General features: G+C 65.2%; 13 protein-coding genes. 8 read left to right on the top strand and 5 right to left on the bottom strand.

What is annotated here, in order from left to right; all coding sequences use genetic code 11:
- Positions 1 to 10: 10 nt before the first annotated feature.
- Both EAH73_RS05825 and EAH73_RS05830 read right to left on the bottom strand, forming a co-directional pair.
- Positions 11 to 394: a T9SS type A sorting domain-containing protein gene (locus tag EAH73_RS05825; protein ID WP_140465550.1), complete on the bottom strand. Its 384-nt coding sequence runs from the start codon at positions 392 to 394 to the stop codon at positions 11 to 13.
- A 174-nt stretch (positions 395 to 568) separates the two neighbouring features.
- Entirely contained in the window at positions 569 to 1,327 is a 759-nt protein-coding gene (locus tag EAH73_RS05830; RefSeq protein WP_140465551.1) for a biotin--[acetyl-CoA-carboxylase] ligase, read from the bottom strand.
- Positions 1,328 to 1,393: 66 nt separating this feature from the next.
- On the opposite strand from EAH73_RS05830, the gene rsfS reads away from it, so the two are divergent.
- The 5 genes from rsfS (at position 1,394) to EAH73_RS23355 (ending at position 6,959) form a co-directional block, all read left to right on the top strand.
- Entirely contained in the window at positions 1,394 to 1,774 is a 381-nt protein-coding gene (gene rsfS, locus EAH73_RS05835) for a ribosome silencing factor (RefSeq protein WP_140465552.1), read from the top strand.
- Between the two features lie 193 nt (positions 1,775 to 1,967).
- Entirely contained in the window at positions 1,968 to 4,088 is a 2,121-nt protein-coding gene (gene ftsH / locus EAH73_RS05840) for an ATP-dependent zinc metalloprotease FtsH (protein WP_140465553.1), read from the top strand.
- 465 nt (positions 4,089 to 4,553) lie between these two features.
- On the top strand, positions 4,554 to 5,243 hold the full coding sequence (locus EAH73_RS05845; protein WP_140465554.1) for a lactate utilization protein C: 690 nt from the start codon (positions 4,554 to 4,556) through the stop codon (positions 5,241 to 5,243).
- On the top strand, positions 5,240 to 6,028 hold the full coding sequence (locus EAH73_RS05850; protein ID WP_140465555.1) for a UDP-2,3-diacylglucosamine diphosphatase: 789 nt from the start codon (positions 5,240 to 5,242) through the stop codon (positions 6,026 to 6,028). Before EAH73_RS05845 ends, EAH73_RS05850 begins: the two co-directional genes overlap by 4 nt.
- A gap of 7 nt (positions 6,029 to 6,035) precedes the next feature.
- The gene (locus EAH73_RS23355; protein ID WP_193560182.1) at positions 6,036 to 6,959 is read left to right on the top strand and encodes a hypothetical protein; all 924 of its coding nucleotides are present in this window, start codon (positions 6,036 to 6,038) and stop codon (positions 6,957 to 6,959) included.
- Between the two features lie 164 nt (positions 6,960 to 7,123).
- On the opposite strand, the gene EAH73_RS05860 is transcribed toward EAH73_RS23355, so the two are convergent.
- Positions 7,124 to 7,855, bottom strand: coding sequence for an SDR family oxidoreductase (locus EAH73_RS05860; protein ID WP_140465556.1), 732 nt, complete (start codon positions 7,853 to 7,855; stop codon positions 7,124 to 7,126).
- A gap of 67 nt (positions 7,856 to 7,922) precedes the next feature.
- Positions 7,923 to 9,455 carry a carbon-nitrogen hydrolase family protein gene (locus tag EAH73_RS05865; protein WP_140465557.1) on the bottom strand — a complete coding sequence of 511 codons (1,533 nt, stop codon included), beginning with the start codon at positions 9,453 to 9,455 and terminating at the stop codon, positions 7,923 to 7,925.
- Between the two features lie 382 nt (positions 9,456 to 9,837).
- Here EAH73_RS05865 and ricT point away from each other — a divergent pair, with 382 nt between their 5' ends.
- Both ricT and EAH73_RS05875 read left to right on the top strand, forming a co-directional pair.
- Positions 9,838 to 11,562 carry a stage 0 sporulation family protein gene (ricT, locus tag EAH73_RS05870; protein WP_140465558.1) on the top strand — a complete coding sequence of 575 codons (1,725 nt, stop codon included), beginning with the start codon at positions 9,838 to 9,840 and terminating at the stop codon, positions 11,560 to 11,562.
- Between the two features lie 20 nt (positions 11,563 to 11,582).
- Positions 11,583 to 12,098: a gliding motility lipoprotein GldH gene (locus tag EAH73_RS05875; protein WP_240047157.1), complete on the top strand. Its 516-nt coding sequence runs from the start codon at positions 11,583 to 11,585 to the stop codon at positions 12,096 to 12,098.
- A 71-nt stretch (positions 12,099 to 12,169) separates the two neighbouring features.
- On the opposite strand, the gene EAH73_RS05880 is transcribed toward EAH73_RS05875, so the two are convergent.
- Complete coding sequence (locus EAH73_RS05880) at positions 12,170 to 12,364, bottom strand: cold-shock protein (protein ID WP_140465559.1); 195 nt, start codon at positions 12,362 to 12,364, stop codon at positions 12,170 to 12,172.
- 148 nt (positions 12,365 to 12,512) lie between these two features.
- On the opposite strand from EAH73_RS05880, the gene EAH73_RS05885 reads away from it, so the two are divergent.
- Complete coding sequence (locus EAH73_RS05885; RefSeq protein WP_140465560.1) at positions 12,513 to 13,760, top strand: hypothetical protein; 1,248 nt, start codon at positions 12,513 to 12,515, stop codon at positions 13,758 to 13,760.
- The last annotated feature ends 20 nt before the right edge of the window (positions 13,761 to 13,780 follow it).

A 13,780-nucleotide genomic window follows, 5' to 3' on the forward strand; every position in this document is an offset into this window, starting at 1 on the left:
CCCCGGGCCGTCAGTTTTGGAGCACCAGGCGCTTGGTGCTGGCCACCTTGCCGTCAACCACCAGGCTGTAGAAGTACAGGCCGCCGGGCAGGTCGGTCAGGTTCAGGCTCAGGCCGGGGAAGCTGATTTCGGGGCGCAGGGCCACGGAGCGAATTTCCTGGCCGATGACGTTGCTCAGGCGCAGCAGGTAGGCGGGGCCGGCGGGCTGGCGCATTTGCACCGTCACGAAGCCGTGGCTGGGGTTGGGGTACAAGCTCAGGCCGAGGGCCTCGCCGGGGCCCTGCACCGGGCCGGCGAGCAGCACGAGTGGCTTAGGCGTGCGGGCCGTGGCGGTGGGGGCCCCGGCAAGGCCGGCCGCGGCCAGCGCCAAAAAAAACAGGGTAAATATTTTCATCGCAGAAAAAAGAAAAGCGGGGGAGGAAACAATCGGGGCGCGGCGGGGCCGAAAAAACAACGGACTGGCCCCGGCAGCCGGTCGTTGTTAAATAATAACCGGTCGTTGTTAAATAATAAATCAAGCACCGTGCCGCGCTGCGAAGGTAGATGCGCAAACCCCCTAAATGGTTGACTACGCGTGCCGAATTTCCTGCAATCCGAACCAGCGCACTGCCCCGCCGATTTCCACCGCCAGGCGGCCGTCCTCGCCCACCCCGACAATCTGGCCGTGCACCCGCTGGCCGGCCACCTCATAGGCGTGAGGCTCCTGGTAGCGGTACAGCACCTGCAGGTAGTCGCGGCGTAGGGCCCCCACCTGGCCGGCCCGTAGCTGGAGGTAGCGCCGCTCCAGGCACTCGAGCAGGTGGGCGGCCAGGGGCCCCAGGCCGTAGGCGCGGCCGGTGAGGGCGGCCAGCGACGTGGCAGTAGGCATCTCAAAGGCCAGTTGGTTCACGTTCAGGCCAATGCCTACAATGCTGTGCTGAATTTGGGTTCCGCTCAGCGCGTTTTCAATCAGGATGCCGCCCATTTTTTGGGCGCCGTAGTACAGGTCGTTGGGCCACTTCAGGCGCAGGGCGGGGGAGGGGCCCAGCCGGGCGGCGGCCCAGTCGTGCACCGCCAGGGCCACCGCCTGGCTGAGCAAAAACTGCTGGCCGGCGGCCAAAAACGTGGGCATCCACACCACCGAAAGGGTCAGGTTTTCGTCGGCAGCGGCGTGCCAGTGGTTGCCGCGCTGGCCCCGGCCGGCGGTTTGGTAGCCCGTGGCCACGGTGCAGCCTTCGCTGGCCCGGTTTTCGCCAAGCAGGCGCTGGGCCTCCGCGTTGGTAGAGCCGCACGCGGGCAACCACAGCAGCTGCTGGCCCGTGAACAGGGTTTGGGGACTAATTTCCATCACCTTTGTTGTGTAACTTGCATTGAGGGCCCCGGCAGAACCAGGGCTCAAACCTAATTATACCTTATGAAAAGCACCTTGGTCCGGCAGGATTCGGACACATTGGCAGACGTCGTAGTACGCGGCATGCAGGACAAAAAAGCTTCTGACATCGTTGTGCTCAACTTAAAAGAGCTGAAAAACGCCGTGGCGGATTATTTCATCATCTGCTCGGCCAACTCCGACACCCAGATTGATGCCATTGCCCGCTCGGTAGAGGAAGAAGTAGAAAAAATCACCGGCGACTACCCCTGGCAGACCGAAGGCCGCACCAACCGCGAGTGGGTGCTGCTCGACTACGTGGACGTGGTGGTGCACGTGTTCCTGCGCGACCGCCGCAAGTTCTACGCGTTGGAAGAATTGTGGGGCGATGCCCAAATTTCGTACATCGAAGAGGTAACGGCCTAGCACGGGCCCACCGCTTTGTTTTTGAGCGATTAGGGGACGGATTTTGCCGCCGCCGGTGTTATGCAACCAGCCCGGGGCCCCAACGAAAGGGGCCCCGGCCGGTTAGCCCAAAGTAAAACTGGGCCGGCCCCGTCTACCCCGGCGGGCCTTTGGCCCCTCCCGTAAAAATCCGTGCTTTTTAACCTCGTGTCCTATGTCTGATAAAACGCCTAACGGCACCAACAAGCGGAAAAAACCCGCGCCCAACCCTACGCCCCGGCCCGGGGTGCAGCTGTGGGTGCTGGCCGGCTTGCTCGTGTTCATGTTCGGGGTGATGTTCGTGAGCAACATCAACGACCCCGCCAAAATTAACCAGCAAAAGTTTGAGCAAATGCTGGCCGCCGGCGACGTCGGCAAGATTACCCTCGTCAACGAGAAGCAGGTGTACGTGTCGCTCACGCCGGCCGCGCTGGCCAAAAACCAGTACACCAGCGAGCTGGTGCGCAAATCGCCGTTCGGCGTAAGCGGCGACGCCCACTTCTACTTCCCCATCGTCGATGCCAAGCTGTTCCAGGAAAACCTCGACCAGCTCCAGAAAGACACCCCCCTGGCCCAGCGCCTCGCCCTCAACATTGAGTCGCGCGAGGGCCTGGGCGACTTCATCGGCAAGTGGGGCCTGCTGGCCCTGCTCGTGGTGGGCTTCCTCTTCATGATGAAGCGCATGGGCGGTGCCGGGGGCCCCGGCGGCCAGATTTTCAGCATCGGCAAGAGCCGCGCGGCCTTGTTTGAGGGCGGCGACAAGGTGAAAATCACGTTTAAAGACGTGGCCGGGCTTGAAGAAGCCAAGGAGGAAGTGCAGGAGATTGTGGAGTTCCTCAAAAACCCCAGCAAGTTCACCATCCTGGGCGGTAAAATCCCGAAGGGGGCCCTGCTCGTTGGCCCTCCCGGTACTGGCAAAACATTGCTGGCCAAGGCCGTAGCTGGCGAAGCCGACGTGCCATTCTTCTCACTGTCGGGCTCCGACTTCGTTGAGATGTTTGTGGGTGTGGGCGCGGCCCGGGTACGCGACTTGTTCAAGCAGGCCAAGGCCAAGGCTCCGTGCATCATCTTTATTGACGAGATTGACGCTGTGGGCCGCTCGCGCAGCAAGGGCAACATGCCCGGCGGCAACGACGAGCGCGAGAACACCCTGAACTCGCTGCTAGTAGAAATGGACGGCTTCGGCACCGACTCCGGCGTCATCATCCTGGCCGCTACCAACCGCCCCGATACCCTTGACTCGGCTCTGCTGCGTCCCGGTCGCTTCGACCGCCAGATCAGCATCGACAAGCCCGATATCAACGGCCGCACCCAGATTTTCCAGGTGCACTTGAAGCCGCTGACTTTGGGCCCCGATGTAGACGCCAAGAAGCTGTCGGCCCAAACGCCTGGCTTTGCGGGTGCCGAAATCGCCAACGTCTGCAACGAAGCGGCCCTCATCGCTGCCCGCCGCGATAAGAAGTTTATCACCAACCAGGACTTTACCGATGCCATCGACCGCGTGATTGGGGGCCTGGAGAAGAAGAATAAAATTATTTCGCCCAGCGAAAAGCGCATTGTGGCCTACCACGAAGCTGGCCACGCCATCGTGGGCTGGTTCTTGGAGCACTGCGACCCGTTGGTGAAAGTTAGCATCGTGCCTCGCGGCGTGGCCGCGCTCGGCTACGCGCAGTACCTGCCCAAAGAGCAGTTCTTGTACAATACCGAGCAGTTGATCGACGAGATGTGCATGGCCCTGGGTGGCCGCGCCGCCGAGGAACTGGTGTTCGGCAAAATCTCGACCGGTGCCCTGAGCGACTTGGAGCGCATCACCAAGATGGCCTATTCCATCGTGACGATGTACGGCATGAACTCGAAGCTCGGCAACGTGTCGTACTACGACTCGAAGGGCCAGAACGAGTACGGCTTCTCGAAGCCTTATTCGGAAGCCACTTCGCAAATGATTGACGAAGAAGTGCGTACCATCATCGACCAGGCCTACACCCGCACCAAGGAGCTGCTCACCGAGCGCCGCCATGAGCTGGAAGTGATTGCCAAGGAGCTGCTGGAAAAAGAAGTGCTTCTACAAGACGACCTGGAGCGCCTGGTGGGCAAGCGCCCCTTCGGTGGCCAAACCAACTACCAGGCCCACATGGCCGGCACCGACCGCAGCGAAACCGCCAGCGAGCTGATCAACGAGCACGCCGGCGCCACCATCGGCAGCGACCTGCCCGAACTGCACCTGCCCGGCCTCGACACCGGCGGGGGCCCCAGCGAAGCCGCCGCGCCCAGCGGTAGCGCCGTGGCTGGTGTTTAACAAGCTGGTTAGCTCAACAAAAAACCCGCCCTCGGTAATCGAGGGCGGGTTTTTTTATGCTCAAGCGACTATTAATAATTAGAAAGTTAACCTTTTTAACTTAACTGCTTACTATTAAGAATAATAGCCATCAGCCAATGGCTCAGTACTTATAAAACCGGCGCGGAGCCCGGAATTAATCGGTGTAGGAGTGCGTGAGGCAAATCCAGCCGGGGGCGAGGGCGAGCGATACCGGCGGCACTTGGTAGGCCGGATAGAACGAATGCAAGAAGTAAATGGTCATTTAATAGGCAAATAGCTAAGTGAAAATGTATTGAGTAATTGCTGGATGTAAAGATAGGTGCTAAAATAAGTGTTGCACCCACGTATAAATACGCGAAGCGCAGGGGCCCTAATTGGCACGGTCGGGGCCCTGGCGCTAGCCCGGCCCCAGCCGTATCTTCGCCCTCCTATTTTCTTTATCGCATGGTTCCTGATTCTTACGCTGCCGCGGCGCGCACCGCTGTGCTCGCCCGCATCCGCCAAGGGCTAGCGCAACCCGCGCCGCAGCCCCCGCGCCCCGATTTTGAGGCCCTAGTGCACCCGCCGCTGCCCACCGATCTGGCCGTGGCCTTCGCCGAAAGCTTCGTGCGCGTGGGCGGCGTGTTTTTCTATTGTACCTCCGAAGCGCACTTCATTGCCCAGTTGAGCGCTTACCTGGAGGAGCAGCAAATTGGCCGCCTATTTGCCTGGGAAGCGGCGCTGCAGCGGGTGCTTTACACCGGCCAGGTGCCTTTTGTGGCCGACGAAACCGAGTTTGTGGCCCACGCCGACGCCAGCCTCACCACCTGCGAGGCGCTGGTGGCCCGCACCGGCAGCCTGCTGGTGGCCCCGGCTACGGCTAGCGGCCGCCGTCTCAGCGTGTACCCCGACCAGCACTTGGTGCTGGCCCGCACCGGCCAGGTGGTGGCCGAAATCGGCGACGCGCTGCGCGGGCTGCAAGCCCGCTACGGCGCGGACTTGCCCTCGATGACCTCCCTCACCTCGGGCCCCAGCCGCACCGCCGATATCGAAAAAACTCTGGTGCTGGGGGCCCACGGCCCGCGCCGGCTGGTGCTGTTTCTGCTCGACGACGCGCCCGCCGCCGGGGCCCTCACCCCCGACGCTGCTGCATGAGTTCCTTGTCCCCCACGCTGCCCCCGCTGGCCCTGCCGCCCGGCCGCCGGGTGTACTTCGCTTCCGATTTCCACTTGGGCACGCCCGATGCGGCCACGTCGGCGGTGCGCGAGAAGCGCATTGTGCGCTGGCTGGACATGGCCGCCCGCGACGCGGCGGCCATCTACCTGGTCGGCGACCTGTTCGATTTCTGGTTTGAGTACCGCCACGCCGTCCCGCGCGGCTTCATCCGGCTGCAAGGCAAGCTGGCCGAGCTGGCCGATGCGGGCCTCCCGATCTACATCTTCACCGGCAACCACGACCTGTGGATGTTCGGCTACTTCACCGAAGAGCTGGGGATTCCCATCCTGCGCGAAGCGGTGACGCAGCAGATTGGCAACCAGCTGTTTCACATTGGACACGGCGACGGCCTGGGGCCCAAAGACCACAGCTACAAGGCCCTGAAAAAGGTGTTCACCTCCGACCTGGCGCAGTGGCTCTTTGCCCGGCTGCACCCCAACCTGGGCATCGGCCTGGCCAGTGGCTGGAGCAAGCGCAGCCGCATCCAGAACACGGCCGCCGACGCCAAGTACTTCGGCGAAGACGAGTGGCTGCTCGTGTACTGCCGCGCGCTAGAGGCCCGCCAGCACCACGATTATTACGTGTTCGGCCACCGCCACTTGCCCCTGGATTTGGCCGTGGGCCCCGGCAGCCGCTACGTCAACCTCGGCGAGTGGGTCAATTATTGCTCGTACGCCGACTACGATGGCAACGACCTGGTTTTGCGGTACTTTGAGCAGCAGTAGCCGATGCGTGGCACGCCCGTTGGGGGCCCTGTTGCTGGCCGCCGGCACCCTGGCGGCCCGCGCCCAGGCCACCGTGCCCAACGCGGCCTCGGTGGCCCCCGCCGCCGTGGTGGCCCCGGTGGAAGCCCCGCGCCCGGCCACTGCTCCGGCCCCGGCCCCGGCCGAGGTGCCCGCCGCCGGGGCCTGGGCCCTGGTGCGCACCCTGCGACTGCCCAACCCCGGCGCGGCCTCGCTCGACCGGCGCGGGGGCCTCTACGTGGCCGATGCCGACAACAACATCCGCCAGTTTGGGCCCGAGGGCTTGCCGCTGAACACCTATGCGCCCGCCCAGCCCGGCCACGTGGGCCAACTCGAAGCCTTCAACCTCACCACTACCCTCGTTTTTTACGACGACCGCCAGCAGCTCGTGCTGCTCGACCGCTTCCTGGCCCCGCTCAGCGAGCTGCGCCTGGCCGACTACCTCGACGGCACGGTGCGCGTGGCCACGCTGGCCCCCGACGGCCAGGTGTGGCTGCTCGACGAGAGCACGCTCACGCTGCGCGAGTTCGACCCCGGGGCCCTGCGTCTGGTGCAAAACACGCCGCTCGACATTCTCATTGGCCGCACGCGGCCCGACTTCCGGTTCATCCGGCAATACCAGAACAACACGTACTTGGTGGACAAAACGACCGGCGTGTACGTGTTTGATAACCTGGGCAATTACAAGAAAAAGCTGCCCTTGCCAGGGCTGAGCACGGTGGGCTTCCGGGGCGATGAATTGTACTACCTCGACGGCGGCCAGGTGCGGTTCTTCCACCTTTACAACCTGACCAGCCGCGCCGTGGCCCTGCCCGCCGCGGCCGACGCCGGGGCCCTGCGCCAAGTACTGGTGGGCGAGCAGTACGCCTACCTGTTCACGGCCCAGGGCGTGGCCGTGTACCGGCTGCCCTAGGGCCCCGGGGCTGCCCACGGTCACGGCATCATCACGCAAAAGCAAGCTGCGCAAAAGTGGCGCTGGTACCCTGGGGGCCCCAGCACCTTCCTGCCAATAGAAAAGCCCTTCGCAAGCTTGCGAAGGGCTTTTTTGAACATAAGCGCGACGGCACGGGGCTGCGGCTACAGGCCCTCGGCCATGGTGCGCATTTGGATTTCGATGATGCGCGAACCTGGCGACTGCGTGCAGGCCAGCAGCACGGCCCCGGCCACGTCTTCGGGCTCTAGCATGTCGGAGTTGGCCACGCTGTCTTCGGTGCGACCGCGGCCGAGGGCAAACTCGGTTTTGACGCCGCCCGGGCAAATCGCCCCGACTTTGATGCCGTGGGGGCGCAACTCCTTGTCCAGGGCCTGGGCAAAGCCGACCTGGGCAAACTTAGTGGCGCAGTACACCGCCTCGCCCGCAAAGCCATACACACCGGCCATCGACGAGAGCATGAGGATGGTGCCCGAGCCCTGCTTGATGAGCACTGGGGCCGCGTGGCGCGTGAATAGGAACGTCGAGCGCATGTTGGTGTCCATCAAGTCGTCGTACTCGTCGGCGCTGGTGTCCACCAGGTTTTTGTAGTTGCCGGTGCCCGCGTTGTTGAGCAGGATGTCGAGGCGGCCGGGGCCGTCCAGCGCGGCTTGCACAGCCTGGCGGGCCGTTTCCTCGTCGCGGGCGTCGCCAAGCACGATGATGGGCCGGGGCGCGTGGGCGGCCAGCTCGTTGGCCAGGGCTTCGAGGCGCTCTTCGCGGCGGGCGGTGAGGATGAGCTGCGCCCCTTCGGCGGCCAGGGCGCGGGCGCAGGCCGCGCCGATGCCAGCACTCGCGCCGGTGATTAGGGCGACTTTGCCCGTGAGTTTTCCTGCCATGTTGGAAGAATGTAAATAGCTAAAAAGTAGGGATTTGGAAAGGCGCACACTAGGGCCCCGTGGGGCCCTAGTGCTTGGGCATCAGCTCGGCGGCTGAGAGCTTGTACATGTCGTGGCGGCGGTTGCGCAGGTTTTGCACGCTGCCGCTGTGGCGCAGGCGGTCCAGGATGGTCAGGTCCACGTCGGTCACCAGAATCATCTCCGTATTAGGCGTAGCCTCGCTTTTCACGCCGGTGTTGGGAAAGGCGAAATCGCAGGGCGTGAGCACCGCACTCTGGGCGTACTGGATATCCATGTTCTTGACCCTGGGCAGGTTGCCCACCGAGCCGGCCATGGCCACATAGCACTCGTTTTCGATGGCGCGGGCTTGGGCGCAATGCCGCACCCGCGAGTAAGCCGTCTGGGTATCCGTCAGGAAGGGAATGAACAGGATGTTCATGCCCTGGTCGGCGAGCAGGCGGGCCAGCTCCGGAAACTCCGAATCGTAGCAGATGAGCACCCCGATGGGGCCGCAGTCGGTATCGAACGTCTGTAGGCGGGTGCCGCCGCGCAGGGCCCAGTACTTGGCCTCGTTGGGCGTGACGTGGATTTTCTCGTAGCGCTCCACCGAGCCGTTGCGGCGGCAGAGGTAGCCCACGTTCAGCAGCTGGCCATCGTCGCCCACCACGGGCATCGAGCCGGTGATGATGTTGATGTGGTACTGCACTGCCAGCTTGGTAAAGCGGGCCAGAATCTCGTCCGAGAACTGGCTGAGCTTGCGAATGGCGTCGATTTCGGACAGCTCGTTGGTCTCGGCCATCAAGGGGCCGTGAAATAGCTCGGGGAAGAGCGCGAAGTCTGCGCGGTAGGCGGCCAGCGCATCCACGAAGTACTCCACCTGCTGGAACATGTCTTCCAGGCCGTCATAGAGGCGCATTTGCCACTGCACGAGGCCCAGGCGCACCTGCGTTTTCTGGGCCACGGCCGGCGTGGGGCGGGTGTCGTACAGCATGTTGTCCCACTCCATGAGCAGGGCATAGTCGCCGCTGGCCTCGTCGCCGGGCAGGTAGCCACGCAGCACCCGCACCGGGTGGAAGTCGTTGGCCAGCTGGAAGTTGAGGGCCGGGTCCACGATGGCGCGGTCCTTCACCCGGCGCACGTATTCTTTGGGCGAAAGCGTGTCCTGGTAGGCGTGGTAGCCCGCAATGCGCGCCCCGAAGTTGATGGCGCGCAGATTGAGGCGCTCGCACAGTTCCTTGCGGGCCTCGTAGAGGCGGCGCGCCAGCCGCCGCCCGCGCATGGCCGGCACCACGAATACCTCGATGCCGTAGAGCGTGTCGCCGGCCGGGTCGTGGGTCGAGAACGTGTAGTCGCCCGTCACCTCCTGAAAAGTATGCTCGCGGGTCAGTTTTTCGTGGTCGATGATGAGGGCCAGTGCGGCCGCCACCACGTCGCCGTTGACCGTCACCACAAACTGGCCTTCGGGGAAAATGGCCACCAGCCGGGCCAGCTGCTCGCGCCGCCAGTAGCTGCCCATGCTGGGGTAAGCTTGCAACATGGCGGCCTTCACGGCCTCATAGTCAGTATTTTGCAGATGTCGAATTTCAATAAGCTCGTTCATAAAGTCTTGCGTAGGAATAGCAGATAAGCCAAAAAAAAGCTGGAGTGCTACTATTCCTACGCGGAAATGACAGCCAGCGCCGGGTTTGCAGCCAGTTTTCTGGCCAGCACTTTGGCCGGTGCGCCGGGGGCAGGGCGGTGCTTTTTGCCGTGAAAGACGGGCCCCGGTGCCCGCCGGCACGGGCTCGCCAAACGAATTGGCCCGAAAAGCCCGCGGCCCCGCCGCAGGCTTTTTTAGGGCCCGGCCGGGGGGCTGGGGCCCCGGTAGCGGGGCGCTGGCGGGGGGTGCCCGTTGCCCTCCTGAAACGGCTATCTTTGCTAGATTCCGAACTTTCTGCGGCCCGGACAAAGCGCCGCTTCACACTATATATATCCTCGGCCTCATGGCTTGTTCAACTTGTTCCTCCGGCGGCGGCTGCTCTACCAGCAAGGTAGGCGGCTGCGGCTCCAAAGGGGGCTGCAGCAGTGGCTGCACCCGCCTCAACGTCTTCGATTGGCTGGCCGACGTGGACGTGCCCGACTCCTTCGCGGGCTTCGACATTGTGGAAATTCGCTTCAAAGGCGGCCGCAAAGAGTTCTTCCGCAACGCCGACCGCCTGCCGCTTGTGACGGGCGACGCCGTGGTGGTGGAGGCCACCGGCAGCGGCTGGCACCTGGGCCACGTGAGCCTGAAGGGCGAGCTGGTGCGCCTGCAAATGCGCAAGAAAAAGGTGCCCACCGACACCAAAGACATCCGCAACATCCTGCGCGTGGCCACGCCCGACGACGAGGAGCGCTGGCAGGCCGTGCGCGACCTTGAAAACGGCACCATGTTCCGAGCCCGGGCCATGGTGGGCGAGCTGCGCTTGCGCATGAAGCTCAGCGACGTGGAGTACCAGGCCGACCGCACGAAGGCCCTGTTTTTCTACTCGGCCGAAGACCGGGTGGACTTCCGCGAGCTGATCCGGCGGTTGGCCGATGAGTTTCGGGTGCGGGTGGAGATGCGCCAGATTTCGCTGCGCCAGGAGGCCGGCCGCATCGGCGGCATCGGCATCTGCGGGCGCGAGCTGTGCTGCTCGACGTGGCTTACCGACTTTAAAACCGTGAGCACCACCGCCGCGCGCTACCAAAACCTGAGCCTGAACCCCCAGAAGCTGGCCGGCCAGTGTGGGCGCCTTAAGTGCTGCCTCAACTACGAGCTCGACGCCTACCTCGACGCCCTCAAAGACATTCCGCAGGTGCAGCGCCCGCTGCAAACCACAAAGGGCGAGGCGTTTTTGCAGAAAACTGACATCTTCCGCCGCCGCATGTGGTTCGCCATCAAGGGCGACAACAACTGGGTGATGCTGGAGGCCGCCCGCGTGCGCGAGCTGCTAGAGATGAACAAGCGCGGCGAAAAAATCGAGAACCTCCTGCCCCCCCGCGAGGAGGAGCCGGAGCCCGAAGTATCGGCCATTGTGGAGGGCTCGCTCGACCGTCTCGACGACCAGATCCGCACCGGTAGCAAGCGCAGCAAGCGCAAAAAAGGCAAGCCCACCGACGGCACTGCCGAAGCTCCCGCCGCCGCCGCCGGGGCCCCCCGTGCCCCCCGCGCCGAGCGCCCCACTACCCGCGAGCCCCGGGAACCACGCGAACAGCGTGAGCCCCGTGAACAACGCGAACGCGAGCCCAGGGAGCAGCGCGAGCCCCGTGGAGAACAGCGCGAGCGCGAAGCCCGTGAGTCCCGCCCCGCCGCTGAGCGCCGCCCGGCCCCGGCCCCGGCCGCTTCCGACGCGCCCCGCGAAGCCGCCGGGGCCCCCGCCGCCGGCGACGCCGCCCCCGAACAGCGGGGCCGCCGCGGCGCCGCCGCCCGACCCCTCAACCGCCGCAACGGCCGTGGCCGCTCGGCCGACGGCACCCGCCCCGAGGGCGAAGCCGGCGAGCCCCGCGCGCCCCGCAACGAGCGCCCCGAGGGCCCCCGCCGCAACCCCGACGCGCCCACGCCCCGCCCCGCCGGCGACGCCGGGGCCCCCCGCGAAGGCCGCGGCGGGCGCGGTGGCCGCCGCGGTGGCGGCCGGGGCGGCGAAGGCCGCAGCAACGAAGGCGGCACCCCCAACCCCAGTGCTGGCCCCGCGCCGGCCGGTGCTTAAGCTATTGACAGTAAATGGTTATGCTTCGATTTTTTAACGTGAGATTTCTGGCCCGGCCATGGGCGCTGGTGGGGGCCATGGGCTTGCTGGCGCTGGCCGGCTGCGACCCCAACCGCGTGTTTGAGGAAAACACCGACTTCCCCAGCAACTCGTGGGACGTGCAGCGCAAGCCCGCCTTCACGTTTGCCATTGCCGACACGGCTGCCCGCTACGACGTGTACTTCGACGTGCGCAACGCCTCGGTGTACCCGTTTTACAACCTTTATGTGAAGGCCACGCTCACGGGGCCCGGCGGCCGCGTGGGGGCCCCGCTGCTGCACCAAATGCTGCTGATGGACCCCAAAACCGGCGAGCCCCGCGGCAGCGGCACCGGCGACATCTACGACCACCAGATTCTGGCCCTGCCCCGCCAGCGCTTCGCCCAGCCCGGCAACTACACCCTCACCCTGGAGCAGTTCATGCGCCAGGACCAGCTGCCCGGGCTGATGGCCGTGGGCGTGCGCGTGGCCAAGTACCAGCCCCCGACGAAGAAATAACGCCCGCATTGCCCCGCAAAAAAGCCGGCCCCGCACACTGCGGGGCCGGCTTTTTTGCGGGGCAATGCGGGCTACGCGACGCGCGTTACGTCGACGGCGTTGGGGCCTTTTTTGCCGGCTTTGACGGAGAACTGCACCCGGTCGCCAGCCTCAATTTCGTGGATGAGGCCGGTGTGGTGCACGAAAATCTCCTCCTCTGTGCCGTCGGGGATGATGAAGCCGAAGCCCTTGGCGTCGTCGTAAAATTTAACCGTACCGGTTTCCATAAGCAGCGAATCGAAAATAAAAGAGAAGCGTGGCGGCAAAAATACGGCCCCGCCCGCAACCCGCCGCGCCGGGGCCCCAACCGTGGCCCGGGGGGCGCGTATAGTTTAGGGCCCCTTGGGCATTCCCACCCCTTCACTTCTTCGCCCCATGAGCACGGAAAACCTCAACACCGAATCGAACGACATCGCCGGCAACCGCCTGGGCGGCCCCAAGGGCAACACCGCCACCCAGCCCGTGCCCCCGGCCGGCACGCCCGCCGTGCAGCCGGTGTCGAGCGAGCAGTTGGCCGCGGCCGAAACCAGCGCGGGCGAAGGCGGCGTGGATGACCACGGCCAGCAGGAAAACAAGGAGGCCGACCCCGCCGACCTCGAGCCCGAGCCCAGCGCCCCGGCCGCGGCCGGGCAACCCAATGCCTACGGCGGCAACCTGAGCAACGCGACGCAGGACGTGTTTGGCGACCAAGAGCGCCTCGATAACCAACAGGCCGACGCCAGCCGGGGCGAGTTTGGCCGCCAGGGCGACCACAATACCCACGGCGGCTACGGCAACCAGTACCGCGAGGCCGATTACGAGCCCCGCAACTCGCCCGAAGACCGCTACTACGGGGGCCCCGGCGAGCCCGGCCCGCAGCACAATTCCTACCAGCCCGACCGCGACCAGCTAGTGAATGCTAACTCGCACGACGCCGCCCTACCGCCCGCGCCCGGCCCCGAAACCCCGGGCCCCGACGGCCGCGGCAATCAGTACGACACCCGTAACCTGCCGGGCCGCACCGATGCCCGCGCCAACCAGCAGAACGACAACAGCGCGGCTCCTCCCCAGGGCCCTGGCTACGCCGCCGACTATGGCCACACGGCCTTCGGCGGTGGGGGCCCCACGCCCACGGCGGCCCCCACTGATGCACCCCAGCGCAACCAGGGCGAAGACGACCGCTCCTCACGCGGCGGCTACGACAACCAGGGTTCGGCCAACGGGCCCGGCGGCTCGGCGGCCACGGGTGCCGCCCCGGCGCCGCCCGCTACCGGCGGCACGCCCGCTCCCGATGCCGCCGGCGAAGGCTACGGCGACAGAGGCCGCCAGGGCGAGGCCAACAAGCCCAATTACGCCACCGGCGACGACCGCAGCGGCTTTGGCGAGGGGCCCAACGCGGCCCAGCAGGCTAAGCACGAGGGCTTCGGCTCGAAGGGTGGCTCCTACGACGACCAGTACGCTGCCGGCCAGTCTGGGGCCACCGGCGGCTCACCGGCCCAAGGCGACTACACCAGCCAGGAGCGTACGGCGAAAAATAACGGTCCTGCCGCCCAGGAAAATTTCCGCCCCGCCGGCACCCCCGACGAGCAAGCCGTCACAGCCCCGAAGCCCAACGCTGGCCGCGACGAGTCCACCGCAGAGTAAGGCCACGCGCCGGCCCGCCG

The organism is Hymenobacter nivis (genome assembly GCF_006439025.1).
In the GTDB taxonomy this organism is placed as follows: Bacteria; Bacteroidota; Bacteroidia; order Cytophagales; family Hymenobacteraceae; genus Hymenobacter; species Hymenobacter nivis_A.